Below are 24,564 nucleotides of genomic sequence, written 5' to 3' on the forward strand. Positions count from 1 at the left end.
CATTGAAGTGGCAAGGGGCGGGATGCGAAAGCATCCCGCCCCTTGCCGTTGCCGACCTACCGCTTCACTCGATACCCATTTGCGCGCGCTCGCGCATCCGGGCGACGAGGTCATCCAGCCAGGCGCCGACATTGTGCCTGGCTTCCTGTGTGTCCGGGTAGCGGCATCGCAGGTGCACGCCGGCATCGTCGATGATGAACCACAGCATCACCGAGTCGGTGCGGATCGCGGCGCTGACGTACTGAGCATCCAGCGCTGCGGAATCGATCTTCACCGGCAGTCGGCGCATGTCCAGCCACGAGACCGCGAACATGCCCGGCGCCTCAGGCATTCCGCCCCATGGGGCCATGATCTCGGCCAGCGGCCATGACCCCAACCGGATGGCTTCCTTCACGGCCGCAGCGCACGCGAGCGGGGCCGGATCCGCAGATTCAAGGACGGAATTCGTGATGAACCAGCCGACCGAGTCGTGCCAACGCTCCTCATAGCGGCTGTGCACGGGGAACACCGCGCGTAGCGCGGTCCCTGCGAGATCCCGAGTGGTCTCGGTCATGGCCGAGACCGTGAACGCGAGAGTTGAAGTGTTCTCCCGCTTGGCTGTGGCGGAGAAGCCGGAGAGCTCATCGACATCGAGCACGTCGCGGACTACGACGCGTTCCGGCTGCATCGACGGGTCACCGAGCGGCAACGGGAAGCGGGGCATCACGCCGCCGCCTGCGTCGATGATCTCGTTCCAGCGCCGATCGATCTCGGCGGGTGCCTTCGGCCGCTCGTGCAGCGACTGAGTGTGATCAGCGAAAGCCGGAACCTCGATGATTCGAGGGGCCCTGCCCTCGCGGCTCTCCGCCAGGGCAGCGAGCAAGTCACGCGCGATGACCAACATCGACCACATGTCGACGTGCGAATGGTCCGCCGCCACCACGAGAGTCGGACCGTCTGCTGTCTCGATGACGCAGAGCCGGTGCGCCGGTCGTGAATACGGCGTGCAACTGGTGTCGAGCACCGAGCGGAGGGCGTCGTTCATCGCCTCTCCTGGGGCGACCTCGTGCTCGGTCCACTCCCCCGTCCCGAGTTCGACCTCATGCAGCACAGGTGCACCGTCGCCCCCTGAGGTGAACACCGTGCGCAGCGTGCCGTGAGCGTCAACAACTGCGCGCCACGCGCGTGAAAGGTCGTCTCGCGAGACCGGCTCCGGCAACCGGAACGCCAGAGCCATCCATGACCCCGGACGATCCCCGCCGCCGACGTGACGACCCTGATCGAACGAGATCGGCAGCGCGCGTCCAGCGGCGGATGTCGTCAGACCGTAGCTGAGCAGCGGACCGAACGGCAAGCGAAGATACGAGACGTGGGTGAGCCGCATGGCAGTAGCCTATGTCCGACAGAGGCATGAACAGTGCGGAGCAGATGTGCATAGATTCGAGGTGCCCGGCGCGGAGCTCGCCTGGGCGTTCAGTGATGAGTCTGGGCATCCCGTCGTGCAGCTTCACGGACTGACCTCCAGCCGATCCCGCGATCGCCTACTCGACCTCGATCTCGGTCGCGGACTGTCCGGAACACAGCTGCTGCGCTACGACGCGCGCGGTCACGGCCACTCGAGCGGTCGACAAGTTCCGGAGGATTACCGCTGGTCGGCGCTGGCCGACGATCTGCTCCGGCTGCTGGATCATTGGTTTCCCGACGAGCAGGTGCACGGTGTCGGTCCATCGATGGGCACCGGCACACTTCTGCACGCCGCGGTACGCGCACCGGAGCGCTTCAGCGGCTTCACTCTGCTGCTCCCACCGACGGCGTGGGCGACCCGCGCGGCACGCACTGACGACTACCGACGGATGGCCGAGTTCATCGAATTGCACTCAATGGCACGGTTCATCGCCGCAGCCAGCATCCAACCCCGCCCGCCCGCGACCATCGGAACACCCGACACGGTCCCGCACGTGAGTGAGGCGCTGCTCCCGTCGATCTACCGCGGCGCAGGGATGAGTGATCTGCCCACACCCGATCAAGTAGCCCGCATCACTGTTCCAACGACTGTGCTCGCCTGGGTGGATGACCCGGCCCACCCCGTCTCGACGGCCGAGGCGCTGGTCGAGCTGATGCCGCACGCCACACTTCAGGTCGCAGAGACACCTGAGGACGTCGCACGCTGGCCTGGCGTACTCGCGGACGATGTCGCACGGGCAGGCGTTGCCGCATCCGGAAGAGCTGACTAACAAGTGGAGGACACTCGCCCCATGAAGGAATACCGGATCGACGGCGCCGACGTGAACGGCATCTCCGACCTCTACGAACAGCTCAACCGCGAACTGATGTCCGATGAGGACTGGCAAATGGGGCAGAGCCTTGATGCGCTAAACGACATCCTCTATCGAATCGACAGCGACATCCGTAATGGAGATGCGGCCGTATTCGTGTGGAGTGACCACCTGCACAGCCGTGAATCGCTCGGGTTCGGTGAGACGCAACGATGGCTCCTCGACAAACTCTCACGCCCGGGTGCTTTCGATGATCGCCGCATTCAGTCGGATCTCGATGATCTGAGGGGCGGCGTCGGCAAGACGTACTTCGAGCTGGTTCTCGAAGTGTTTGCGGATCATCCGCTCATCGATCTCGAGTTACGCTGAACCCCAGATCACCGCGGTAACTGCAGCCGACCGAGCCGCATCGCCAGCGCGAAGCGGTCAGGCACTCCCCAATGCTCCACGATCAGACCGTCCTCAACTCGGGCGATGTCGATCACGGTGAAGGCGACCCTGATGCCCGTCGGCGGGCCCATGAAGGGTCCGGTGTTGGTGCCGACACCCTCAGCACGCACCCACACGGTGTCTCCGGTATCCGCCCAGTCAGCAATCGTGAACGTGAGGTCTGGCAGGCCAGCGTGCACCTCACTAATCGCGCGCTTCACCTTCGTGATCGCTTCTGCACCGCGCCCGGCGAGGCCGAACTGATGCTCGATGAGATCTGGTGAGCAGAGCTCATCGACCAGGTCAGTGTTTCCGGTGGCGAATCCATCGTGCAGCATGCGTTCAAGCACGCCGACGCGAGACGATTCGACGATTGTGTTGTCCATGATCCATCTCCTTTGCAGTTTGTATGCACTCAGTGCAGTTAGACTGCACTGAGTGCATTGGCTAGTCTGATCCTCATGACGAGCGATGTCAACACCCCCACCACGACGTACCGGCAGGAGCAGGCAGCCGCGACGAAGGTGCGCATCGCGATGGCCGCTCAGCAGTTGTTCGCCCGAGACGGATACTCGGCCACCAGCATGGCTGCCATCGCGGCAGAGGCAGGAGTCGGCAGCCGCACCGTCTACGCAGCGTTCGGCGCCAAGCGAGAGATCCTCAACGCCATCTGCGAGAGCTGGCTCGAGCGCGCAGGAGCACAAGCTCTCGCGAAATCGGTGCTCGGTGCAGATACACCGGACGAGCGCCTCCGAGGCGCGGCGCACTGGCTGACCGTTCTCTACTCAACAGACTTCGACGTCGTGCGGATACTCGATGCGGCGATGGACGAGGACGCCGAGACTCGCACGCTGCTGCGATCGAAGCTGCGCGGCCGCAATCAGGTGATGAACCGGCTGATCGCCTCTGTCGAGCAGCAATTGGCGCTCCCGCTCGAGGAGGCACAGTCGATCTTTCGCGCGTTCGCGGCGCCGGGGGTCTACGGAGAACTGGTGATTGACCTGGGGTGGACGCCTGAGCGCTTCGATTCCTGGCTTGACGGCACTCTGCGCCACCAGCTGTTCGGCGCAGGGATCTCCGCGTGAAGCGAAGCTCCGTGCTCGATTCCTAGCGCCCGACGTTGGGCGGAACAGTCGTGCTATCTCTTACCCGCAGTTCGACGGGGATCACGATGTGCGCGGGCTCGCCGGCATCCGTGCGGAGCCTGCGACGCTCGAGGTCGAGGACGAGTTCATTGACCGCCCGCGCACCGAGGTCGTTGAGTCCGGCACGCACGGTGGTAAGCGTGGGCGATGTCAGCTGCGCGACATAGGTGTCATCGAATCCGATCACACTGATGTCCTCCGGGATGCGGATCCCGCGGGTACGCAGGCGGTCCATCAGCCCAACAGCCATGAGGTCGTTGTGAGCGATCACCGCCGTCGCGCCCGCCGCGGCCACGAGATCGGCTGCTGCACGACCGCCCTCCACGTGCGGAAGGAACGAGCCCACCGTCACGAGTTCCAGATCAGGAAAAGCCTCGCCTGCGTCTTGCAGAGCGGCACGTCTGCGTTGGTCTGACCACGAGTGCGCTGGCCCACCCGCATAGGCAATCCGTCGGTGACCCAGCGCACGCAGATGCGCGACGGCGAGCCCGATGCCCGCAACGTAGTCGGCTGTCACTGAGATCACGCCTTCCACCGCGCGGCTGAGCAGCACGACCGGCCGCGACCCGATGAGTTCCAGGTCTGCTTCGACCGCTCGGGGCGAGCACAGCACGATGCCGTCAGTCTGATTCCGCAGCTCGCGTACGAGTTCAGTCTCCAGATCAGCGTCTTCGCCCGAATCGACGATGAAGGCTGCCAGTCCGGTCGCACGCGCGCGACTCTGCACACCCTTCACGACTGACGCGAAGTACGGGTTCTCCAGATCCGGCACAACGACGCCGATCGCGCCGGTGCGCCCCGCGCGCAATCCAGACGCCGCACGATTGGGGCGATAACCCAACCTGTTGGCCGCTGAGAGAACGAGCTCCCGCGTTGCAGACGCGACCCGCTCCGGTTCAGCGAGCGCGCGCGACACCGTCGAGATCGACAGACCGCACTCTTCTGCGACATCCTTCGCCGTCACTGTCATGACTGCCTCCTACGAACGATTGTAGTCGGGCATGACATTGAGAAGAGACAGCGCCGTGACCTAGAATGCAATCGTTCGCATCATCGCCGATGCACGTCGATATCGGCTCAACGTCAGCCTCGACCCGGAGACCCCTCGTGACCCCCCTCCCCAGCAATACCACCCCCGCGTCGATGTCGCCTCACGCGGCCTGGTTGCCTGCCACTGCATACGCCGCGCTACGCGGCAGGACCGTCCGCATTGATGCGGCGGGCCCCGTAGCCGAATCTCTGCAAGCGGATGCATCCGCAGCCGGCGCGCTTGTGACACAGGACGGGCACGCCGACCTCGTCCTCACCCATGACCCCAGCGCCGCGTCCGGCTTCACGGTCGCGCGCGATGACGCGACGCGCATCACAGCATCCTCGCCTGCGCTCCTCGCGAACGGGTGGTTCCACGTCGTCCGCCTCGGCGAGGCGGCTTTCGCAGGCAGCCTGCCCGCGACAGTGCACAGGCCAGAGCACGAACTGCGGATGCTCGACCACTGGGACAACGTCTCCGTCCATTCCGTCATGGGTCAGGTCGAACGTGGCTACGCCGGCGGATCGATCTTCTACAAGGACGGCGTCGTGCGTGCGGATCTCTCGCGGGTGCGGGACTACGCCCGACTGCTGGCCGCGATCGGGATCAATCGAGTCGCAATCAACAACGTCAACGTCGGCGCGGTGGAATCTCGGCTACTCACGGACAGACTCGACGACGTGGCGAGAATCGCCACGGAGTTCCGTGCATGGGGCATCCGTACCCACCTCTCCGTTTCGTTCGCGTCGCCGATGCGGCTGGGCATGCTCGATACCGCCGATCCACTCGATCCCGCGGTGCGCGCATGGTGGGCCGACGCGGCCGAGCGCGTGTGGACGACAATCCCCGACTTCGGCGGGTTTCTCGTCAAGGCCGACTCCGAAGGCCAACCTGGGCCGTTCGCATACGGCCGCGATCACGCCGATGGTGCGAACATGCTTGCTGCTGCTGTCGCGCCGCACGGTGGCCTCGTGCACTGGCGTGCGTTCGTCTACAACCACACTCAGGACTGGCGTGATCGGCGGACCGATCGCGCACGCGCAGCGTTCGATCATTTCTCGCCGTTGGATGGCACCTTCGCCGACAACGTCATCGTGCAGGTCAAGCACGGTCCGATGGATTTCCAGACGCGCGAGCCAGTCTCCCCCGTGCTCGCCGCCATGCCGCACACACGTCTCGCCCTTGAGTTGCAGGTGACGCAGGAGTACACCGGTCACCAAAAGCACGTTTGTTATCTCGCTCCCTGGTGGCGGGAGATCCTGCAGTTTAGGCCGGGAACATCATCCGCCACTGTGTCGGCCATCGCGGCAGGCAACGGGCCCGACGCCTCAGCAGTCGTCCAGCAATCCCACGGCGGCGGGATCGTCGCCGTATCCAACGTCGGCGATGATGAATTCTGGACCGGGCATCCGCTCGCGCAAGCAAATCTCTACGCGTTCGGTCGTCTGGCTTGGAACCCCGATCTCGACCCGGTCGAGCTGCTCGACGAATGGATCGCACTGACGTTCGCCGGGGAGGATGGCACTGTTGCTCCCCCCGTGCGATCTGCCCTGCACGCGATCATGGACGACTCGTGGGCGACGTACGAAAGCTACACCGCGCCGCTCGGCGTCGGATTCATGGTGACGCCAGGAACGCACTATGGCCCATCCGTTGACGGCTACGAGTACTCACCGTGGGGCACCTACCATTTCGCCGACCGCGATGGCCTCGGCGTCGACCGGTCGGCGTCGACCGGCACCGGATTCGCCGCGCAGTATCCGTCACCGTGGCGCGAGACGTATGAGCGCACCGAATCCTGCCCGGATGAGCTCCTGCTGTTCTTCCACCATGTGCCCTACTCCCACAAACTGCATTCCGGAAGTACCGTGATCCAGCACATCTACGACACGCACTTCTCCGGGGTCGAACGCGTCGATGTTGCAGCAGCACGATGGGACACTCTCGCAGGTCACGTGGAGCAGGCCACTTTCGCGCGCGTGCGCGAGCGGCTCATCGAGCAGGGCCGTTCTGCTCGCGACTGGCGCGATCAGGTGAACAGCTATTTCCTGCGCAAGTCAGGGTTCCCCGACGCGGCCGGCCGCCAGATCTTCTGAACCGCCGGTCCGGCGACCACCGATCCGGCGGCTGCCGATTTCGCTAGTTACTCAGGCATCCTCACGAATCACAAGCACATCGGTGGGTTCGAGGTGCAGTGACTCGCCGCGTGTGATCCTTCGGCCGCTCAGTAGTTCGACTCCCGAGGCGTGCGCGGTGACGTCCACCGCGGCGAGCGCATGATTGAGCACGAAGGCAGTGCGTTCGTCGCCGCGTTGACGCACGGTGAACTCGACATCGGGGGTATCCGCATAGGGCCCCCGCAGGTCATGCCTGTCCGCAATCCTGCGGATCAGCCATCCGAGGCCCGTGTCATCAAGCCCCGTGCCGACGTACCAGGCCTGCCCGCCTCCGGGGAGATCGTTGCGGGTCACCGCGGCCGTTCCGGCATAGAACTCGGATCCGTAGGTGGCCACCGTCTCCGCGCCGAGCGGCGTGAGCAGTTCGAAGACCAGCTCGGCGTTCGACACCGCGACCACGCTGTCGTCCGGTCCTCTGAAATCCACTCGGATCGTCACGCCGGGTTCCGCGGAGTCGGTCTCGTCCACTCGAACTCCGAAGATGTCGCCGAGTGGTCCAGGAGGATCCATCAGGAAGGCGTTGTCGTGCTCGTCGACGCGGCCCGTCCAGAACGAGGCGACCACACTGCCGCCGCGCGCCGTGACGCCCCGGAGCCGGTCGACGATGTCGCCGGTCAGTAAATGGAGCATCGGAGCGATGACCACGTCGTACGCGGACAGCTCTGCGCCGGCGGAGATGACATCGATGTCGATGTTCGCGTTCCACAGCGCTCGGTAGTAGCCGAGGACGGTCTGAAGGTACTTGGCATGACGGTTGAATCCGTCGGTCATCTCCGCGGCCCACCACGAGTTCCAGTCGAACAGCAGCGCGACCCTCGCCGGCGTGCGGGCACCGACGACGGCCCCGCCTAGCACTGAGAATTCTGCACCCAGCGCTGCGATCTCGGTAAAGGCGCGGGTGTCTGTGCGACCGGAGTGATCCAGCACCGCACCGTGGTACTTCTCGCAGGCTCCCTTGGACTGGCGCATCTGGAAGTACAGCACCGCATCCGCACCATGCGCGACGGCCTGCCACGACCACAGTCGCAACACGCCGGGTCGCTTGACCGGATTCACATCTCGGCTCGCAGTGATGGTGGGCGTCTGCTCCATCACCCAGAACGGATCGCCGCCCTTGATGCCACGCATGATGTCATGCGCAAGCGCCATGCGCACCTGCTCACGTGCCCCAGGCGGGTAGTTGTCCCACGAGGCGAAGTCCAGATCCTCTGCCCACGAGTGATAGTCGATCGGTCGGAACGCACCCATGAAGTTCGTCGTCACGGGAACCACCGCATCGTGCTCGCGAATGCGCGCCTTCTCATCGCGGAAATTCTGCCGCATCGAGTCAGACATGAAGCGTCGGTAGTCCAGCGTGATCCCCTGGAACGCCGTGTGATCAGGTCCCCGCCAGTGTTCGCTGAGCTGGTTTGGCGGAACGATCTGATTCCAGTCGCTGAACAGGTGCGACCAGAACGTGGCGTTCCACGCGTCATTGAGCTTCTCGAGGGTGCCGTAGTGCTGGCGAAGCCAGACGCGGAACGCGACCGCGCAGTTGTCACACCAGCATCCACCGTCATAGCCGCCGTATTCGTTGCCGACATGCCACGCGACGAGTCCGGGTGTGCCCGCGTAGCGCGCAGCGATCCTGCCTGCGAGTTCTGCCGAGAGGCGTCGATACACCGGCGAGTTGGGGCACGCGTTGTGTCGTTGGCCGTAGGCGTGTCGACGTCCTTCGAAGTCGGTGCGATTCACCTCTGGATACGCGGTGGCGAGCCAGGGCGGGAGCGCTGCGGTGGCGGTGGCCAACACGATCGAGCGACCGCCCGCCACGGCGCGCTCCACAATCTCGTCGAGTCGCGAGAAGTCGAAGGTGTCTTCATCTGTCTGCAGGTATGACCAAGCGAAGACGCCCAGTGTGACGGTATCGATCGACGCAAGCTCGAACGCCTCGTAGTCTGCCTCCCACACATCCCGTGGCCACTGCTCCGGGTTGTAGTCGCCGCCATACAGGATTTTCATGCGGGGGTGTCTCCGGTTTCCGAGTGCGGATCTAGGGGCGTCGCGGTGATGAACTGCTCGGCGACGGCGCGCAGCACCGGGCGCTCGTTGCGCAGCAGCAGCGTCGCCCACACGACCGCAATCAGGATCAACACGAACTCTGACGCGAAGTAGGTGACGCCGCCCGCGAGAACGATCAGTGAGAGCACACCCAACGAGGACGGCAGTCGGCGTACGAGAAAAATCACGCCGAGCCGCAGTGCGTCGACGAAGCGAAAGGAGAAGAAGGTGCGGATGACCATGGCATGCGTGACGATCACCGTCACGACCGCGAGGATCGCGACCAGCACGAGGGCGTATGCATCCGAGACGCCCGCCGCCTGCCGATTGATGAGCACCGTCGCGACGATGGCGACGACGACGAGCAGCGGTACCCACAACTGGAGTGCGTCGAGCGCTGTCGAGCGGATGCCCCGCCAGAACGCGCGCGCGGGTGTGATGTCATCGTCGTGCGCGCGCCGAGCGAGCGCCGAAATGCCGGCAGTCAGTGCGGGGCCGACCGGCACCAGTGCCGCGGCGAAGATCGGGACGTTGCCTGCGGCCCGATCGAGAAGCAGGAACAGCGCGATGGTCGGCAGCAGCAACAGGATCATCAGCAGGTCCACGATGATGAACCAGTAGATGATCGTCGCCGCACGACCAAGCGGCCCGTCGATGAACTGCCTGTCTGTCTTCGACGGCGCGTGCGTCGGCGCGGGCTCGAACAGCATCGGCTGATGGGGCATGTGCACGATGTTCATGGGACTCCGGAATCGGAATGTGAGTGCCGCCGCCCGGGCTGCGGGCGGCGGCACCGTGGAGTTCGTCAGGCGATCATTCGCCGGACTTCGCGCGCTCCAGCGCGCCGTTGACGGTATCGACCAGCTGCGTGGCGCCCTGGCCTTCCAGCTCTGCGACGAAGGCATCCCATTCGTCAAGTGAGCGCTGACCGGTGATGAATGCTGCGGTCGCCGCCATCACCGAGTCCTTCAGCTGCGAGTCCAGCAGAGAGTTCTGCTCGAGTTCGAGCTCATCGAGAGGTGCGGCGGGGGCTACTGCAAGAATTTCCTTCGCGTCGAGCACCTTGTCAGTCCACTCGCGCGTCTCCTCCGACATGACTGACTGCAGCAGGTCGGTCGACGAGCCGTTGGCCAGCAGGAACACACCGTTCGAGAACCCGAAGTCAGCGTTCAGCTTCTTGGGTGCATCGGGGTTGAGCGCATTCCAGCCAACGTCCGGGAGCAGTTCGCGCGTGCCATCGGCGGCCTTCGTGAAGGTCTCATCTTCCACACCCCACTGGGCGAACTCGATGCCCTCGTCCGAGTAGTACAGCCAGTCGATGAGCTGCAGCGTGGCGAGGAAGTTCTCGTTCTCTGCCGCCTTGCTAGACATCATCAGACCGGAAGACAGCCGGCTGCCAGCGAGGTAGTCTCCGGCAGGTCCGCCCGGAAGCGTGATCATCTTCAGCGGAACGTCAGCCTGACCCGAGTCAGCGAACTTCGTGCGGTAGCTGTTGATCTCCTGCGTGTTGCCGGAGATCGCCGCAGTCTCGCCGGATACGAACTTCTGGATGGCCTGATCGTCGGTCTGGGTGATCTCGGGGTCGAGCACGCCCGACTCGACGAGGCCTGCGCCGTACGTCAAAAGGTCTTTGTAGCCATCAGTTGTGCCGGTGAACTGGAACTCCTCAGAGTCCGTGTCATACCAGGTGTTTCCATAACCCCACCCGGCAGATGTGCCGTAGTTGGGAGCGATGTACTGCAGCATCGCACCGAGGGGCGTGCTGTCGGTCCAGCGGTCCGACATGGCGAACGAGAGCGCCGGGTTCGCTTCTTTGACCGCTTCGAGCTGCTCGGCGAATTCGTCCCAGGTCTTAGGGTCTTCGGTGATGCCGGCGTTGTCGAAGAGATCCTCACGGATGACCACGGAGTACTGCACGTCGGGAATCTCGCGGAGGCCAGGAAGGAGGTAGTACTTGCCGTCAGCCTGACGTCGTGCGTCGAGCTCGCCCTCGAGCCCCCAGTCTTCGACCTTCTGTTGGAAGTTCGGCATGTACTCGACGTAGTCGGACATCGGGAGGATCGCGCCGCCAGACACGAACGCCGACTCCTGGCCCGGGTAGGTGACCGGGATGAGCGTGGATGCGTCGCCGGCGCCGATCAGGAGGGACTTCTTGCTGTCCCAGTCAGCGAGCGGGATCTCGGTGCGATCGAACGTGACGTTCTGGTTGGTCTTGAGGTGCTCGAAGATCGACCAATCATCCAGGACGGGATAGTTCGGGTGGTCGCGGTACATCAGCGAGATCTCGATCGGCTCCGTCGCCGAGAATGTGGTTCCGGCTTCGAAGTCCTCCATGGCTCCGACGGAGTGCTCGGCGTCGATGCCTGCACTGCTGTCGCTCTCGCCGGTCGCGGGTTCGCTTGAGCATGCCGCGAGCGAGAGTGCGAGCACGGCAACGGCGCCGATTGCCGCGCCTTTATGTGTGGTTCTCATGATTCTCCTTAGGGTGGTCGTCTTTCGACGCCGTTGAATACGTCTCATCGCTCAGCCCTTGACGGAGCCGAGCATCACGCCTGAGACGAAGTACCGCTGAATGAAGGGATAAAGACAAACGATTGGCAGGATGGTCAGAAGCATCGTGACCGACTGGATATTTGCGCCGATCTGCACGGCGTCACCGCCAGCCCCGCCGGTGACAGCTTCCGTGCCGGTGGCGGCGGCAATGAGGTTTCGCAGATACACCGTGACCGGGAACATCTCTTTGTCGTCGAGATACAGGAAGGCGCCGAACCACGAGTTCCACATGCTCACTGCGTAGAACAGCGTCATCGTTGCGAGCACCGCCTTCGACAGCGGAAGCACGACGCGACCGAGGATGCCGTAGGTGGACAGGCCGTCGATCGCGGCCGCTTCCTCGAGCTCCGCAGGGAAGTTCTCGAAGAAGGACTTCATCACGAGGAGATTGAAGACGGAGATCGCTCCAGGCAATACGATCGCCCAGATCGTGTTGCGCATCCCGAGTACGTTTCCTACGAGGATGTAGTTCGGGATCAGGCCGCCGGAGAAGAACATCGTGAACACCGCGACGCCGACGAAGAACGAACGCCCCTTCAGCTGCGGACGACTGATGGCGTAGGCATACGTCGTCGTGAGCACCATCGCGATCAGAGTGCCCACCACGGTATAGACGACCGTGTTGCGGTAGTTCGTCCAGAACATCGGATCGCTCATCACGACGAAGAACGTCTCGACATTGAATCCGCGCGGCAGAAGATTGACCTCGCCGGCCGAGATGTAACCCTCAGACGAGAACGCCTTCGCGAACAGGTTGATGAACGGGTAGAGGACGACGCCGGTGACCGTCAGTAGCAGCACCACATTCACCACGCGGAAAACGCGATAACCGACGGACTCTTTGATCATGCCGCCGACCCTGCGCACCGAGGTGATGTCGGGGGTGGCGATGGCTTCGGTCACCACAGTGACGCTCCAACCGTTCGGCGCGATATGTAGTTCGCGGAGAGGACGAGGATAAGGCCGATCAACGCTTCGAAGAGGCCGATCGCCGTGCCGTAGGAGAACTGCGCAGATTGGATTCCGACGCGGTACAGATAGGTCGAGATGACGTCGGCTGTCGAGTAGATCAGCGGGTTCTGCAGAAGCAGCACCTTCTCGAATCCAACGGCCATAAAGGATCCGATGTTGAGGATGAGCAGCACCATCATCGTCGGACGGATGCCGGGCAACGTGATGTGCCACGTCTGCTGCCAGCGGTTTGCGCCGTCAATCCTTGCGGCCTCGTAGAGCTGGTCATCAAGCGTCGAAAGCGCCGCAAGGTAGAGGATCGTTCCCCATCCGACCGTCTGCCACACCTCGGAGGAGACGTAGATCGACCGGAACCAGCCTGGTTGCTGCATGAAGGGGATCGCGTCACCGCCGAACGCCTCGACGATCTGGTTGATCGTGCCGTTGAGAGAGGTCAGTTGCAGCACGAGTCCGGCCACGATGACGATCGACATGAAGTGCGGCAGATACGAAATCGTCTGGACGATCTTCTTGAACCTGCGCGAGCGCAACTCGTTGAGCATCAGAGCGAGCACAATCGGCAACGGGAAGCAGATGAGCAGCGTCAGTCCGCCGATGATCACTGTGTTCCAGAACACCTGCCAGAACTGGCTGTTGTTGATGAACATCTCGAAGTAGTAGAAGCCGACCCATTCGTCGCCGAACATCGATCCGCCAGGGCGGAATCGACGAAACGCGATGATGTTGCCGAGCATGGGCGCGTAGCGGAAGATCAGCAGGAACACCAAGGGCAGCACCAGCAGCGAATACAGTTGCCAGTCCTTGCGGAGTGCGCGCTTCCACGAGCGGTTTGTGGTCGAGGTTTTGCGTATTGCGCCGCGTCTGGCACGGGGCGACGGCAAGACGGTCGCCTGGGTGCTCAGCTCATCCACGGCCAACGCTAAACCGCCCCCGTGATGGCGAGATTCTCTATCTGCACAGATGACTCCTTCGTCTTCCGGTTACCACCCCCGCATGAGCAGGTGGTGGCTGCTCTTACGTTGAGCACCGAAACTATCGTTGCTTTCCCCGATAGTACTGAGCCGACGGTAATGCGATCCTTCCTCTCACGTCAAGCCGATTTTCAGACGACGCTCGAAAACTCCCGGTTTTTCAATGGAAAACGATTGCATTCGTTGCACACTTGTCATAAACGACGTGCGTGCCACGGTGCCGAAAACCCTGATAGGTTTCCTGCAGAGCCCGATAGAACGAACGCCGAGAGGACTGTCATCGATGACCCCGAGTCCCCAGCGCGCCTCCGGCCAGCCGACCATTTCTTCCATCGCAGTTGAGGCAGAGGTCTCTGTGCCGACTGTTTCCAAGGTGCTAAACGGCCGCCCCGGAGTTGCGGAGGCGACGCGCGCCAGAGTCGAGGCCGTGCTGGCACGCCATGAGTTCCGCCGGAGCAATCGAGGTCCGAGCGGCGCGGGCAGCCCGCTCCTGGACCTCGCGTTTCATGGACTGGCTTCCGCGTGGTCGATGGAGATCATTCTCGGCGTGGAATCGGCTGCAGCAGCGGCAGGTGCCAGCGTCGTTGTTTCGGAGTTCGGCGGACGCCGCAAACCACAACAGAACTGGATGGACGCCGTTCTCGCTCGCCGCCCGCTCGGCGTGATCCTCGTGCTGGCCACACTCGGCGTGCAACAGCGCCATCAGTTGGAGAGCCGTTCCATCCCGTTCGTGGTGCTCGACACCGCGGGAGAGCAGCCCACAGGCGTTCCCACGGTTGGTTCAAACAACTGGAACGGCGGACTCGTCGCCACCCGTCATCTCGTGGAACTCGGACACCGCCGCATCGCGGTGATCTCCGGGCCGGAAGAACTGCTGTGCTCGCGCGCCCGCATCGACGGCTTCCGCAGCGCACACGCCGAGGCCGGGCAAGAAGTCCAGGAAGACATGGTGATTTACGGGACGTTCGAGATCGAGGCCGGCTACCGACACGCTCGCGACCTGCTCAGCCGTCCTGACCGCCCGACTGCAATCTTCGCGGGATCGGACCTGCAGGCGATCGGCGTGCTGCGGGCGGCGGGCGAACTCGGCCTTGCCGTCCCGCGGGATCTGTCTATCGTCGGCTACGACAACCTGCCATTGACGCAGTGGTTCAGTCCCGCACTGACCACGGTGAACCAGCCACTGCAGGCAATGGCGACAGCCGCGACCAACCTACTCGTCAACCTCGCGCGAGGTGAGACTCCGCCCCTGCAGCGAATCGACCTTGCGACCGACCTCGTCGTACGCGAAAGCACCGCGCCGCCGGCACCAGGGAGCAACTGATGGCCTTCTTCGATCTGCCGATCGCCGCACTGCGCGAGTATCTTCCGGAACTGGCTGAACCCGCTGATCTCGACGCCTCGTGGGCTGAGACGCTCGCGGATGCACGACGATCTCCTGTGCTCATCTCGATCGAGCCCGTCGACAGCCCCCTTGCGATCATCGAAACGTGGGACGTGACCTTCGCTGGATTCGGGGGTGATCCGATTCGGGCCTGGTACTCGCGCCCGACCGGAGTTTCCGATCCTCTTCCGGCGGTTGTGGAGTATCTGGGCTACGGACGCGGACGCGGTCTTCCCCACGAACGCATCACGTGGGCAGCTGCCGGCTACGCGCATCTGCTGATGGACTCGCGCGGGCAAGGCGGCCAGTACGGCTCGGGTGGCGACACCGCCGATCCACATGGCACGCCATCGTCTGCCCCCGGCTTCCTCACACGCGGAATCCTCGATACGCAACAGCACTACTATCGCCGCCTGATCACCGATGCCGTGCGCGCAGTGGATGCCGTGCGGGTGTTGCCCGGCGTCGATGCGTCGAAGGTGACGCTGGTGGGCAACAGTCAGGGCGGCGGACTCGCGCTGGCAGCTGCCGGTCTCTCGGAGTCCCTCGCCGGCCTGATCGCGAGTGTGCCGTTCCTGTGCCACCCGGCGCGGGCGCTGGAGATCAGCGAACAGCATCCGTGGGGCGAGGTGCTGCAGTTCCTTTCCGTGCGCCGCGACGCAGAGGAGGCAGTGATGCGCACGCTGTCGTACGTTGATGCCGCGTCGCTGGGTCGCCGCGCCGATGCTCCTGCACTCTTCGCGGTTGGCCTGCGCGATTCGATCTGCCCGCCGTCGACCGTTTTCGCCGGTTTCAACCACTACGGTTCACTCGCCCAAGGCGCGCCAGCGAAGGACATCGCGGTGTATCCCCATAATCATCATGAGGGCGGTGACGCGTACTTCGTTCGGCGCTCGCTTGACGCAGTGGCCGAGTGGGCACCGAGCCCGCTGAGGGCAGCGTAGCCCTGTGAACTAGAGGTCAGCGCATGTTCGCCTGTGCCCGGAAGGCTCCAGGCGTCGTTCCGAGGATGCGGCGGAAGTGGCGGGTGAGGTGCGATTGATCGTGAAAACCTGCGTCCACGGCGACCTGGGCTGGCGCGTGTCCGTCCAATAGCAGCCGTCGAGCGCGATCGATTCGACGTCCGGTGACGTACCGGTGAGGTGCGATCCCATAGGCCTGCGAGAAGGCACGCACCAGGTGGTTCGAGTTGACGCCGAGAGTTTGGGCTGCTTCGGCAAGGGTGAAGGTCTCCTCCAGCCGGTCATCCAACATCCGCCGCAGTCGACGAGCCAGCGGTGCATCCACCAACGCCGGAGGCGGCTCTCCGAGTCGTGCCTGCACGACGCCACGCAGTTCCAGAAGCGCACCTTCTGCGGCGAGCGCATCCCCCGCGGCCAGGTCCTCATGGATGCTCGACACCTCGATGACCAGGTCTGCACCGGGGAGCGTGGGAGAGGACACGGCAGCATCCACCATCTGAGGCGGGAGCCAGTTCGGTTCGAGGTAGAGCACTCGTTTGTGAAATGGCTTGCCCTCAACAGCCGAGCGACCGTCGTGCGGGATGTGCGGGGGCAGCAGCGTCACCGCAGCGGGTACGGCATGATGTTCAGACCTGCGGAGGTCATATGTGACGGCACCGCGGTCGAGGATCATCACCGTCCATGAGTCGTGCGTATGCGCAGGATATGCGTGCTGCGCGAACGTCGCGTGCAGCACCTCCTGCAGTTGGGGCACCTCTGGATGCCACGCACGAACGGTTTCCACCACGGATCAAACGTACAAGACACCGGCCCGTCGGGTGCGGGATCGTGGAACCGTGAACACTACTGCCGTTGAAGAGAACTCCCCCGCGACCCTCGATGCCGTACCCCGTTTCGATACCAAGGTCGCGCTGCTGCTGCGCGATGACCTACTGCCGTGGCAAGAACTCAATGTCACCGCATTCCTCATGAGCGGTATTGCCACCAGCGAGACGGATCTCACCGGGGAGCCGTATCGTGACGGCGACGGAAACGAGTATCTGCCGATGCTTCGCCAGCCTGTGCTCGTGTTCAGCGCCGAGGCAGACAAGCTCTCCTCTGCTCGCACCAAGGCCCACAGCCGGGGCCTCGCAGTGGCGATCTACACCCGCGAACTTTTCAGCACGGATCATGACGCCCAGAACCGCGCCGCTGTGGCTGGTGTCGCCGCGGATGAACTCGATCTCGTCGGCGTCGCACTTCGAGGCCCGAAGAACGTCGTCGATCGCATCACCAAGGGCGCCCGCATGCACGCTTGATCGGGTTCCGCTCTGGTAGTTGTCTCGAGAGGCCCTCAGAGTTCGGTGACCTGCCCCGCCTCGACTCGCCAATGCCGATCCGTATGTACGGTCGCGAGCATCCGCCGGTCGTGCGTGACGAGAAGAAGCGTGCCTTCGTATGATTCCAGAGCCTGCTCAAGCTGCTCGATGGCAGGAAGGTCGAGGTGGTTCGTCGGCTCATCGAGCACGAGAAGGTTGACGCCGCGCGCTTGCAGCAGGGCGAGACCTGCGCGGGTGCGCTCTCCTGGCGACAGCTCGTCGACGGGGCGGTTCACATGGTCGGCCTTGAGCGCGAACTTGGCGAGGAGCGTGCGCACCTCCCCCGACGCCATGTCAGGAACGAGCTCCTCGAAGGCATCGGCGAGGGGTGTGGAGCCAGCCAGTAACGACCGGGCCTGATCGATCTCGCCGATCTGCACGCTCGCGCCGAGGCTCGCTGTTCCGTCGTCAGGCAGCTTCCTGCCGAGCAGAGCCCTCAGCAACGTCGATTTTCCGGCGCCGTTGGGGCCGGTGATTCCGATTCGTTCGCCCGCGTTCACCTGCAATGACACCGGCCCGAGTGTGAAGTCACCCTGCCGGAAGACTGCGGAACTCAACGTCGAGACCACCGAACTGGACCGCGGCGCGGAGCCGATGGTGAACTCCAGCTGCCACTCTTTGCGCGGCTCTTCTACTTCGTCAAGCCGTGCGATCCGGCTCTCCATCTGGCGAACCTTCTGCGCCTGTTTCTCACTGGATTCCGTCGCAGCCTTGCGCCTGTTCTTGTCGTTGTCTGGCGCCTTCTTCATCGCATTTCGCACGCCCTGGCTCGACCACTCACGCTGCGTTCTGGCCCGCGCGACGAGGTCGGCCTTCTTCCCTGCGAACTCGTCGTACTTCTCGCGCTGGTGACGGCGGTTCGTCGCTCGCTCTTCCAGATAGGAATCGTAGCCGCCGCCGAAAACTTGGTTGGTGCCCTGCGCCAGATCGAGTTCCAGCACTCGTGTGACACAGCGCGCGAGGAACTCGCGGTCGTGGCTGACCAGCACGACGCCGCCACGGAGCCCCTGCACGAACGATTCCAGGCGTTCAAGCCCATCGAGGTCGAGGTCGTTGGTCGGCTCGTCCAGCAGCACGATGTCGAATCGTGAGAGCAGCAGCGCGGCCAGACCGACACGCGCAGCCTGGCCGCCGGAGAGCGAGGTCATCAGAATCTGTTCGGCCGATCCGTCACCGAGTTCGAGTCCGAGGTCAGCAAGCACTGCCGGCACACGTTCTTCGAGGTCTGCCGCTCCGCTGGCAAGCCACCGGTCAAGGGCTGCAGAGTAGACATCAGCGGGGTCGTTGCCCTCTACGGCCAACGATGGGTCGCCGAGAGCTGCGGCCGCGGCATCCATCTCATGCGTCGCATCGGCGCATCCTGTGCGGCGGGCGATGTACTCGGTGACGGTTTCACCGGTGAGACGTTCGTGTTCCTGCGGAAGCCAGCCGACGAAGGCATCGGCCGGTGCCAGCGCAACCGTACCGGCCTGTGGCTGGTCGACGCCGGCGAGCAGCCTGAGCAGCGTGGACTTTCCAGCCCCATTCGCTCCGACGACTCCGACGACATCACCGGGTGCGACCGTCAGGTCAAGGGAATCGAAGAGGGTGCGGTGGCCGTACCCGCCGGCCAGGCCCTGGGCCACGAGTGTTGCGGTCATCCTTCAATCCTGCCATCCGCAGATGGTGTCAGTTTTTTGGGAACCGTGCGCGCAGCGCGTCGAGGCTCTGCTGGGCTCCTCGGCGAACCTCGACCTCCGGGTCTTTGAGGAGCACGCGTATGCGGTCCATATCGTCCGATGACCCCACCGCGCCCAACGCCTTGGCCGCGGCCACGCGCACACGCGGCACATCGTCGCTGAGCAATTCTGCAAGTTCGGATGCCGCGTGGAGCTCGCGCGCCGCAACGACTCTGGCTCCCATTTCACGCACGCGCCACGCCGGATTATCCAGCGTGCCGATCACGGTCGATGCCGCCGACTCGTCCCAGACGTAAAGCAGTGCACGTAGGCCCCACAGCTCTGGCCAGTAAAGGACTGGCGCGCCGTCCAGGATGCCGCGGGCATGTTCGCCGCCCACGAAGAGCAGAAAGTCCCCGCCTTCGTTATTGCCGGCGAGTAGCGACAGTGAACGAGACACGACGTCCGCTTCCCCGTACCGCTCGACAGCTACCGCCAATCGACGCTCGGGCGGAAGATCGACGGGAACCGAGTCTGGTGAGGATGATGCTGCTGATTTACGAGGCACAGCTCAACCATAGTTCTCGGTGCTGAGGCGAGCTCCCAGCGAGAACGCGCGACTCACCCGGTAGTGGCCTGCCAAGGATCGATAACTGCCACGCCCATCGGTGCGAAATCCGCGACATTCCGAGTCACCACAGTCAGCCCATGTACTTGCGCGGTCGCAGCGATGTACGCATCCCGCTCCGGTCGTGGATCCGGAACGTGCAATATCGCTGCACGCCGCGCGACAGCGAGATCCACTGGGAGGATGCGACCGGCAAACCCTCCCAGAACTGCCCGATCGCACCATCGGCGAAGCACTTCACCTTGCACAGCATCCTTGCGCTCGATCTGCGCAATGCCCATTTCAATCTCCAAGACAGAGATCACGCTGATGGAGAGTTCCTCTGTCCCTTGATGAAGAGCCCAGTTCACGACATTCTGATCGGCGATGCCGGAGCGTTTACGAAGTTCGCTGAGGACGTTCGTGTCAAGCAGATAACTCACAGCTCTGCCGGCTGCGGAAAGCTCTGCAACCGCACGGGCTCGAACTCGACGTCTTCGTCCATTCGAAGGATATCGACGATACTCCGGCGGTCTTGCAAACGACGGAAATCATCGAATGTCAGCAGGACGAAGGCCGGTTCACCCCGGTCGGTGATCGTCACAGGTCCCGCTGCCGCTTCTCGCTTTGCTGCACTTACGTCGCGATTCAACTCACGTGAACTCATCACGGTTGCCATGACTTCACCTCCAGAATTTGTCGGTACGTACCTACATAATATCGCCGAGTGCGCACTCTGGCTACCCAATTTGGTAGGCGAATCCACGATTCGACGCCACGAGCTGTGCCACGAACTCCACGGCACGCTTCAGGAAGTCGAGCACGTACGGTGTGTCCTTCCCGACTGCGTCGAGGGACTCCGTCACTTCAGCTGCGAAGCTCACCAGATCGTCGGCAATGATCGCCACTTCTTCGGGCGGCAGCGCTCTCACCCACGGCTCCCATCCATAATCGGTGTGGGTTACGCGTCCCTCGAACATTCGATAAGCGGGCCGGGGCGTCTCTTGAGCTTGCGCTGGTGCCGCGAGCTCCTGCAGGTATCGCCAGGCTTTATCGAGATACAGCATGTCAATTTTCGGAGGCGTCTGCTCAAAATTCGTAACTCCCGCGCTGAACCCCGGAGGCATGCCCCAAGCATCAGCGAGCGGGTCGGAACTGATCACGCTCGCCGGATCGGCGAGTGCGCGTTCCGTGTCATCAGCGTCAAATGCGTATGCGTAGTATCTGATCCCCATAGATCGATACTGTTCGCGAATCGCCTCGTGGGGACGCCAGTATCCGTATCTGTGGACAACTCGCGCCGCACGAGCGGTGATATCGAGCGCGCTAGCGGCGCTCAGTCCCAATCCAGATATTCCTCAATGATCACCGCAGTCTCGATGGGGTGAGTTGCCGGGAACAGGTGATCTGCGCCGTCGATGGTCTTGATGCTCGCACGCTCCGGCGCGGTCGCCTGCAGCTTCTCAGCGACGGCAGGCAGGTTGATCTCATCGTTCGTCGCCTGGACGATCAGCACGGGAATCGCTGGGGCGAGCGGAATCTCTTCCTCTTCGACCCCGAGCAGCAGCAGTCCGTTCACTCGATCGGTGTGCTCTGCGGCGAACACGCGTGCCACGGTGCCGCCGATTTCGTGTCCACCGATCCAGGTGCTCTCGAGACCGAGCTGGTCGATGACAGAGATGATGTCTTCCACGCGCTCCCGGATGCTTGCGGTGCGGTCGGGGGCTGAATCAGCGCGCGATCCGATCTGGATGACGTGAAAGCCGGCTTCTTCGGAGAGATAGTGCGAGATGACGCCCAGGGCAGCTTCATTGCGTCCCGATCCGGTGATCAGCACCAGCGAGACGGGGCCTTCGCCCTCGACGATAAAAGGCACGGCACGGCCTTCCTGTTCGAAGATGCTCTTCTGTGCCACGGTCGTCTGTCCTCCTGTGTTGTCGATGTGTCCCCCTTGCGCTCTATGGCCGAAAGGGAACGCCACAACGTTACCGCGCCGGGTACGCCGACGCCGAAAACGGGCGCTGGCCAGAGGACTAGGCGTTCTGTGCCAGATGCATCTTCGACCCTGACACTGTGGCGGCGCCGAAATAGGCAAGAAGAATGAGCACGAGGGCTGCACCCGAAAGGATGCCGTCGGCGATTCCGGCGGGAAGCAGGAAGATCATCAGCACCAGAGTGACGCCGCACATGATCACCGAGAGGGCAAGACCCCACATGCGGTCGCGCAACAGTGCCACCGCGCCGACGATTCGCAACACACCGAAGATGCCGCTCATCACCATCATCAGATAGAGGTTGTCCTGGAAGTACGGCAGCGCGAAGCTGAAGTGCTCACCGACGTCGGACTGCTGCACACCCAACATGAGAAGAACGGGAAGGCCGAGCCCGGCGGTAAGTTCCATGAGAACTCCCTGCGCGATCATCAGCCAGGCTGCAAGTCGATATCGCCAGTTCACGATTCGAGCCTATTGCCTGTTGAAGCGCACGCCCTCGGAAGCCTCAGCCGGGTTGACTCGATGATCGCCATTGTCGAACCCCACCTTCGGGCCGTGCACTGAAGCTTCACCACGTCGCTATGGTGCGAATCTCCGACCTCGGCCCAGCGGCTATAGAGTTCCTGCATGCGAGTGTCCAAGAACACCATCCTCACCATCGCCGCTGATGGTGTCGGGACCGTCTCTACGGTCCTCGGTGGTCTCCTGGCCGTCGCACCACACACGGGCGGACGATGGCTCGGCCTCGCCGACACCAGCGTGAACTACAGGCATGTGCTCGGAACAGCAGACCTCGGCCTCGGCATCACGATCATCGCCGGTCGATCGTCACGTTGGCGGTGGAGCGCAGTAGCGGCACGGAGTCTGCTCCACCTCGTGTTCGCACGGGAGTACATGCGAAACGGTCGCCGACTCAACGCGGCCGCGATGTGTGCGCTGTTTGTCATCGACACGGGGATCGCCACCGGACTTCGTGAAGAATGTCGTTCCCACGCCGCCTCGGTGAGGCAGTACCCCCCTAGGACGCACTTCGAAAGTCAGGGTTCCACACCGTTGCCTTCCTCCGCCATCTTCTGACACCGGCCATGAAGCGCGCGACTGACGTCCTGTCTACCCACGGCGGAGAGTCCCAGTATCTGCTCGATCAGGTCGGCCTCAGTGGTAGTCGAAGAGTTCGACACCCGGTCTTTCGGGCTGGCACGAAGCGTCAAGTCTCGACGGGCGTGTCCTGACTAAACGTATTCCACCAGCGTCCGTCACGTTGGATCCACAACGAACTGACGAACATCGCCTCGATTCCATCGCATCCAGGCCTCTGGTAATCCGCTCGATAAGAGAGCATCATCGCACCCGCGGAGACGACGATCAGATGAGCGTCCGTGATGGCATACGACGCGATGACCGGCCCCTCAGAAAGCTGCTCCACATGGGCTTCTCTTGTGGCGAACCCGGTCGGGTAGAGCCCGACGAAGTCTGGGGACAGCAGCTCGCGATCAGCGTCAGCATCACCGTTCGTCTGTGCGGCCCACACCTTGGACTCGAGATCGATGAAGAATTGCGTTTCGCTCTCGCACATCTCGCCAATCTCACACCTTTCGTCGCCTTCAGACCAGTCGCCTGGCCGATTCGTCATGTCACAACCAACTTCACGGGCCCCTCATCAGAAGTCGGCGGTTCAAAGTGGTCAAAGTAGGCCGCAGCAGTCGCCGCGCTCAACACGAAATCGTCGCCGTGCGCGTGGGCGCGGGCGGCCACTCGTTCCAGGCACGTAGCCCGATCCGCCCAGATATACATCGTCTCCGGGACAACTCCGTGCGGCTCTAGGAGCCGACGCCAATCGTCGCGCATCACCCGCGACCAAAAGGAGAAGTCGAGCACGACATCACGTTTTTCACCTATGAGATCAAGCAATCGACGACGGAGGTGGTCCTCCACATCGCGATGTGTATCCTCAGGCAGCGGCATGTGTCGGATACCGCGATCCCACGCCTCTTGGTCAAACGAAAGCCTGACCATCCCGTCTGCCTCGAGACGGCGCGCCATTGTCGATTTCCCCGCGCCTGCGGGGCCGCACATGAAGACAACTCTCGCCACGACCTCACCCTAACGCCAGACGCATTATTCCATCCGACGACCAACGGACGATCACATTCTCTTAGCCTGCACCGGCCTCAGAACGCTAACACTGCCGTCATCTGGACAGAGCCAGGCCTACGGACTCGTCCATCTAGGTCGCCGCCACCGCAGTGGCCAATAGAGTGGCTCGTGAGACGAGTCGCTCAGTTTCAACTGCCCTGGAGGCCCGGAATGGTTCATGCTGTAGTAGGAATCACGCGTAGCGATGGGTCGTTCACGATCCCCGCTCTTAAACAGTTGGGCATTGCGCTACGCGTCGACTCACCATACGGAATCCGAAACCGCACGGAAGCCGAACGCTACCTCCTCGGTGACAACGACATCACTGGCCTCACATTCATCTCCTCCGAGACAGGCGGACTCGTCGAAGAAGTCGGCGAGCAGTCAACAGAGACACAACGCGAGGCGGTTCTCGAGGAATTCAGCAGCAGGAACCCCGATTTCTACGCACCCGAAGATTTACCCGCGAGCGAACCGCGGCCGATCTCTCAGATCCGCCCAGGCGTGATCCCTGGTGGACCCCGTGAATCCGCGACTGTGAATCAGCCAGAGAACGAACTTCTGTTGCGATTTCAAACGTGGCTAGGTCGCACATTGACCACCTGGACGGTGCGCCACGGCGATAGCCCCGTCAATCTCCGGATCGACGCCTACGACGATGCGGAGAAGACCCTCATCGAAGCGAAAAGCTCAGCACACCGGACGCAAGTGTTGCATGCGGTCGGTCAGCTGTTGGACTACGGCCGTCTGGTTCCTTCGCACAAGCTGAAGATGATACTGCTTCCCGCACAGCCCGACGGGGATTTGTTTGAGTTGTGCCACGCACACGGAATCAGCATCTGCTTCGAGCAGGACCAGGAATTCCTAGCGTCGGCCCTGTGAGAGGCTTGCGC

The 24,564-nt window shown here is 63.1% G+C and carries 27 protein-coding genes; 9 read left to right on the plus strand and 18 right to left on the minus strand.

Translation table 11 applies throughout. The features are described from left to right. Positions 1–64 precede the first annotated feature (64 nt). Positions 65–1,363: a condensation domain-containing protein gene (locus AC1C2O_RS06100; RefSeq protein ID WP_495429543.1), complete on the minus strand. Its 1,299-nt coding sequence runs from the start codon at positions 1,361–1,363 to the stop codon at positions 65–67. A gap of 46 nt (positions 1,364–1,409) precedes the next feature. Here AC1C2O_RS06100 and AC1C2O_RS06105 point away from each other — a divergent pair, with 46 nt between their 5' ends. Together AC1C2O_RS06105 and AC1C2O_RS06110 are read left to right on the plus strand one after the other, a co-directional pair. Further along, positions 1,410–2,213 carry an alpha/beta fold hydrolase gene (locus AC1C2O_RS06105; RefSeq protein WP_495429544.1) on the plus strand — a complete coding sequence of 268 codons (804 nt, stop codon included), beginning with the start codon at positions 1,410–1,412 and terminating at the stop codon, positions 2,211–2,213. Between the two features lie 21 nt (positions 2,214–2,234). Next, positions 2,235–2,624, plus strand: coding sequence for a barstar family protein (locus tag AC1C2O_RS06110; RefSeq protein ID WP_495429545.1), 390 nt, complete (start codon positions 2,235–2,237; stop codon positions 2,622–2,624). 8 nt (positions 2,625–2,632) lie between these two features. Here the strand turns inward: AC1C2O_RS06110 and AC1C2O_RS06115 are convergent, their stop codons facing one another. Continuing rightward, positions 2,633–3,070: an ester cyclase gene (locus AC1C2O_RS06115; protein ID WP_495429546.1), complete on the minus strand. Its 438-nt coding sequence runs from the start codon at positions 3,068–3,070 to the stop codon at positions 2,633–2,635. A gap of 75 nt (positions 3,071–3,145) precedes the next feature. On the opposite strand from AC1C2O_RS06115, the gene AC1C2O_RS06120 reads away from it, so the two are divergent. Then, positions 3,146–3,769: a TetR/AcrR family transcriptional regulator gene (locus tag AC1C2O_RS06120; protein WP_495429547.1), complete on the plus strand. Its 624-nt coding sequence runs from the start codon at positions 3,146–3,148 to the stop codon at positions 3,767–3,769. A 22-nt stretch (positions 3,770–3,791) separates the two neighbouring features. Here the strand turns inward: AC1C2O_RS06120 and AC1C2O_RS06125 are convergent, their stop codons facing one another. Further along, complete coding sequence (locus AC1C2O_RS06125) at positions 3,792–4,799, minus strand: LacI family DNA-binding transcriptional regulator (protein ID WP_495429548.1); 1,008 nt, start codon at positions 4,797–4,799, stop codon at positions 3,792–3,794. Between the two features lie 173 nt (positions 4,800–4,972). Here AC1C2O_RS06125 and AC1C2O_RS06130 point away from each other — a divergent pair, with 173 nt between their 5' ends. After that, positions 4,973–6,955 carry an alpha-glucuronidase gene (locus AC1C2O_RS06130; RefSeq protein WP_495431688.1) on the plus strand — a complete coding sequence of 661 codons (1,983 nt, stop codon included), beginning with the start codon at positions 4,973–4,975 and terminating at the stop codon, positions 6,953–6,955. 51 nt (positions 6,956–7,006) lie between these two features. Here the strand turns inward: AC1C2O_RS06130 and AC1C2O_RS06135 are convergent, their stop codons facing one another. The 5 genes from AC1C2O_RS06135 to AC1C2O_RS06155 all read right to left on the minus strand — a co-directional run bounded on the left by AC1C2O_RS06135 (position 7,007) and on the right by AC1C2O_RS06155 (position 13,452). After that, positions 7,007–9,037, minus strand: coding sequence for a beta-galactosidase (locus AC1C2O_RS06135; RefSeq protein ID WP_495429549.1), 2,031 nt, complete (start codon positions 9,035–9,037; stop codon positions 7,007–7,009). Further along, on the minus strand, positions 9,034–9,816 hold the full coding sequence (locus tag AC1C2O_RS06140; protein WP_495429550.1) for a DUF624 domain-containing protein: 783 nt from the start codon (positions 9,814–9,816) through the stop codon (positions 9,034–9,036). Before AC1C2O_RS06140 ends, AC1C2O_RS06135 begins: the two co-directional genes overlap by 4 nt. Positions 9,817–9,889: 73 nt before the next feature. Continuing rightward, positions 9,890–11,548 (minus strand): ABC transporter substrate-binding protein, encoded by a 1,659-nt coding sequence (locus AC1C2O_RS06145; protein WP_495429551.1) that lies wholly within the window; start codon positions 11,546–11,548, stop codon positions 9,890–9,892. 51 nt (positions 11,549–11,599) lie between these two features. After that, a complete protein-coding gene (locus AC1C2O_RS06150; RefSeq protein ID WP_495431689.1) occupies positions 11,600–12,478 on the minus strand; it encodes a carbohydrate ABC transporter permease in 879 nt (292 codons plus the stop codon). 50 nt (positions 12,479–12,528) lie between these two features. Beyond that, positions 12,529–13,452, minus strand: coding sequence for an ABC transporter permease (locus tag AC1C2O_RS06155; protein WP_495431690.1), 924 nt, complete (start codon positions 13,450–13,452; stop codon positions 12,529–12,531). Between the two features lie 403 nt (positions 13,453–13,855). On the opposite strand from AC1C2O_RS06155, the gene AC1C2O_RS06160 reads away from it, so the two are divergent. After that, positions 13,856–14,896 (plus strand): LacI family DNA-binding transcriptional regulator, encoded by a 1,041-nt coding sequence (locus AC1C2O_RS06160; RefSeq protein ID WP_495429552.1) that lies wholly within the window; start codon positions 13,856–13,858, stop codon positions 14,894–14,896. Then, positions 14,896–15,900: an acetylxylan esterase gene (locus AC1C2O_RS06165; protein ID WP_495429553.1), complete on the plus strand. Its 1,005-nt coding sequence runs from the start codon at positions 14,896–14,898 to the stop codon at positions 15,898–15,900. Before AC1C2O_RS06160 ends, AC1C2O_RS06165 begins: the two co-directional genes overlap by 1 nt. A 16-nt stretch (positions 15,901–15,916) precedes the next feature. On the opposite strand, the gene AC1C2O_RS06170 is transcribed toward AC1C2O_RS06165, so the two are convergent. Further along, the gene (locus tag AC1C2O_RS06170; RefSeq protein ID WP_495429554.1) at positions 15,917–16,705 is read right to left on the minus strand and encodes a helix-turn-helix transcriptional regulator; all 789 of its coding nucleotides are present in this window, start codon (positions 16,703–16,705) and stop codon (positions 15,917–15,919) included. A 49-nt stretch (positions 16,706–16,754) separates the two neighbouring features. Here AC1C2O_RS06170 and AC1C2O_RS06175 point away from each other — a divergent pair, with 49 nt between their 5' ends. Further along, the gene (locus tag AC1C2O_RS06175) at positions 16,755–17,216 is read left to right on the plus strand and encodes a DUF2000 family protein (RefSeq protein ID WP_495429555.1); all 462 of its coding nucleotides are present in this window, start codon (positions 16,755–16,757) and stop codon (positions 17,214–17,216) included. A gap of 35 nt (positions 17,217–17,251) precedes the next feature. On the opposite strand, the gene AC1C2O_RS06180 is transcribed toward AC1C2O_RS06175, so the two are convergent. From AC1C2O_RS06180 to AC1C2O_RS06210, 7 genes are all read right to left on the minus strand, one after another. Next, entirely contained in the window at positions 17,252–18,916 is a 1,665-nt protein-coding gene (locus tag AC1C2O_RS06180; RefSeq protein ID WP_495429556.1) for an ABC-F family ATP-binding cassette domain-containing protein, read from the minus strand. Positions 18,917–18,944: 28 nt separating this feature from the next. Then, positions 18,945–19,502: a HEAT repeat domain-containing protein gene (locus AC1C2O_RS06185; protein WP_495429557.1), complete on the minus strand. Its 558-nt coding sequence runs from the start codon at positions 19,500–19,502 to the stop codon at positions 18,945–18,947. A 53-nt stretch (positions 19,503–19,555) separates the two neighbouring features. Then, on the minus strand, positions 19,556–19,984 hold the full coding sequence (locus AC1C2O_RS06190; RefSeq protein ID WP_495429558.1) for a type II toxin-antitoxin system VapC family toxin: 429 nt from the start codon (positions 19,982–19,984) through the stop codon (positions 19,556–19,558). Next, entirely contained in the window at positions 19,981–20,220 is a 240-nt protein-coding gene (locus AC1C2O_RS06195; protein WP_495429559.1) for a type II toxin-antitoxin system prevent-host-death family antitoxin, read from the minus strand. Before AC1C2O_RS06195 ends, AC1C2O_RS06190 begins: the two co-directional genes overlap by 4 nt. Before the next feature lie 61 nt (positions 20,221–20,281). Further along, positions 20,282–20,776: a hypothetical protein gene (locus AC1C2O_RS06200; RefSeq protein ID WP_495429560.1), complete on the minus strand. Its 495-nt coding sequence runs from the start codon at positions 20,774–20,776 to the stop codon at positions 20,282–20,284. Between the two features lie 101 nt (positions 20,777–20,877). Then, positions 20,878–21,456 carry an alpha/beta fold hydrolase gene (locus tag AC1C2O_RS06205; RefSeq protein WP_495429561.1) on the minus strand — a complete coding sequence of 193 codons (579 nt, stop codon included), beginning with the start codon at positions 21,454–21,456 and terminating at the stop codon, positions 20,878–20,880. 118 nt (positions 21,457–21,574) lie between these two features. Beyond that, positions 21,575–21,997 carry a hypothetical protein gene (locus AC1C2O_RS06210; protein ID WP_495429562.1) on the minus strand — a complete coding sequence of 141 codons (423 nt, stop codon included), beginning with the start codon at positions 21,995–21,997 and terminating at the stop codon, positions 21,575–21,577. A 165-nt stretch (positions 21,998–22,162) separates the two neighbouring features. Here AC1C2O_RS06210 and AC1C2O_RS06215 point away from each other — a divergent pair, with 165 nt between their 5' ends. Further along, positions 22,163–22,612 carry a hypothetical protein gene (locus AC1C2O_RS06215; protein WP_495429563.1) on the plus strand — a complete coding sequence of 150 codons (450 nt, stop codon included), beginning with the start codon at positions 22,163–22,165 and terminating at the stop codon, positions 22,610–22,612. Between the two features lie 130 nt (positions 22,613–22,742). On the opposite strand, the gene AC1C2O_RS06220 is transcribed toward AC1C2O_RS06215, so the two are convergent. Both AC1C2O_RS06220 and AC1C2O_RS06225 read right to left on the minus strand, forming a co-directional pair. Beyond that, positions 22,743–23,111: a DUF4440 domain-containing protein gene (locus tag AC1C2O_RS06220; RefSeq protein WP_495429564.1), complete on the minus strand. Its 369-nt coding sequence runs from the start codon at positions 23,109–23,111 to the stop codon at positions 22,743–22,745. 53 nt (positions 23,112–23,164) lie between these two features. After that, a complete protein-coding gene (locus AC1C2O_RS06225; protein ID WP_495431691.1) occupies positions 23,165–23,611 on the minus strand; it encodes a P-loop nucleotide/nucleoside kinase family protein in 447 nt (148 codons plus the stop codon). 654 nt (positions 23,612–24,265) lie between these two features. Here AC1C2O_RS06225 and AC1C2O_RS06230 point away from each other — a divergent pair. After that, on the plus strand, positions 24,266–24,553 hold the full coding sequence (locus tag AC1C2O_RS06230; RefSeq protein ID WP_495429565.1) for a hypothetical protein: 288 nt from the start codon (positions 24,266–24,268) through the stop codon (positions 24,551–24,553). Positions 24,554–24,564 lie beyond the last annotated feature (11 nt).

This window comes from Microbacterium sp. Y355, from assembly GCF_059445345.1.

Excerpts from the sequence above, each read along its gene's own strand:
- AC1C2O_RS06100 (WP_495429543.1), bottom strand. The coding sequence starts at position 1,363 with ATGCGGCTCACCCACGTCTCGTATCTTCGCTTGCCGTTCGGTCCGCTG.
- AC1C2O_RS06110 (WP_495429545.1), top strand. The coding sequence starts at position 2,235 with ATGAAGGAATACCGGATCGACGGCGCCGACGTGAACGGCATCTCCGAC.
- AC1C2O_RS06180 (WP_495429556.1), bottom strand. The coding sequence starts at position 18,916 with ATGACCGCAACACTCGTGGCCCAGGGCCTGGCCGGCGGGTACGGCCAC.
- AC1C2O_RS06200 (WP_495429560.1), bottom strand. The coding sequence starts at position 20,776 with ATGGGGATCAGATACTACGCATACGCATTTGACGCTGATGACACGGAA.
- AC1C2O_RS06195 (WP_495429559.1), bottom strand. The coding sequence starts at position 20,220 with ATGGCAACCGTGATGAGTTCACGTGAGTTGAATCGCGACGTAAGTGCA.
- AC1C2O_RS06165 (WP_495429553.1), top strand. The coding sequence starts at position 14,896 with ATGGCCTTCTTCGATCTGCCGATCGCCGCACTGCGCGAGTATCTTCCG.
- AC1C2O_RS06220 (WP_495429564.1), bottom strand. The coding sequence starts at position 23,111 with ATGTGCGAGAGCGAAACGCAATTCTTCATCGATCTCGAGTCCAAGGTG.
- AC1C2O_RS06160 (WP_495429552.1), top strand. The coding sequence starts at position 13,856 with ATGACCCCGAGTCCCCAGCGCGCCTCCGGCCAGCCGACCATTTCTTCC.
- AC1C2O_RS06135 (WP_495429549.1), bottom strand. The coding sequence starts at position 9,037 with ATGAAAATCCTGTATGGCGGCGACTACAACCCGGAGCAGTGGCCACGG.
- AC1C2O_RS06140 (WP_495429550.1), bottom strand. The coding sequence starts at position 9,816 with ATGAACATCGTGCACATGCCCCATCAGCCGATGCTGTTCGAGCCCGCG.
- AC1C2O_RS06225 (WP_495431691.1), bottom strand. The coding sequence starts at position 23,611 with ATGTGCGGCCCCGCAGGCGCGGGGAAATCGACAATGGCGCGCCGTCTC.
- AC1C2O_RS06125 (WP_495429548.1), bottom strand. The coding sequence starts at position 4,799 with ATGACAGTGACGGCGAAGGATGTCGCAGAAGAGTGCGGTCTGTCGATC.
- AC1C2O_RS06215 (WP_495429563.1), top strand. The coding sequence starts at position 22,163 with ATGCGAGTGTCCAAGAACACCATCCTCACCATCGCCGCTGATGGTGTC.
- AC1C2O_RS06115 (WP_495429546.1), bottom strand. The coding sequence starts at position 3,070 with ATGGACAACACAATCGTCGAATCGTCTCGCGTCGGCGTGCTTGAACGC.
- AC1C2O_RS06150 (WP_495431689.1), bottom strand. The coding sequence starts at position 12,478 with ATGATCAAAGAGTCCGTCGGTTATCGCGTTTTCCGCGTGGTGAATGTG.
- AC1C2O_RS06145 (WP_495429551.1), bottom strand. The coding sequence starts at position 11,548 with ATGAGAACCACACATAAAGGCGCGGCAATCGGCGCCGTTGCCGTGCTC.
- AC1C2O_RS06120 (WP_495429547.1), top strand. The coding sequence starts at position 3,146 with ATGACGAGCGATGTCAACACCCCCACCACGACGTACCGGCAGGAGCAG.
- AC1C2O_RS06130 (WP_495431688.1), top strand. The coding sequence starts at position 4,973 with ATGTCGCCTCACGCGGCCTGGTTGCCTGCCACTGCATACGCCGCGCTA.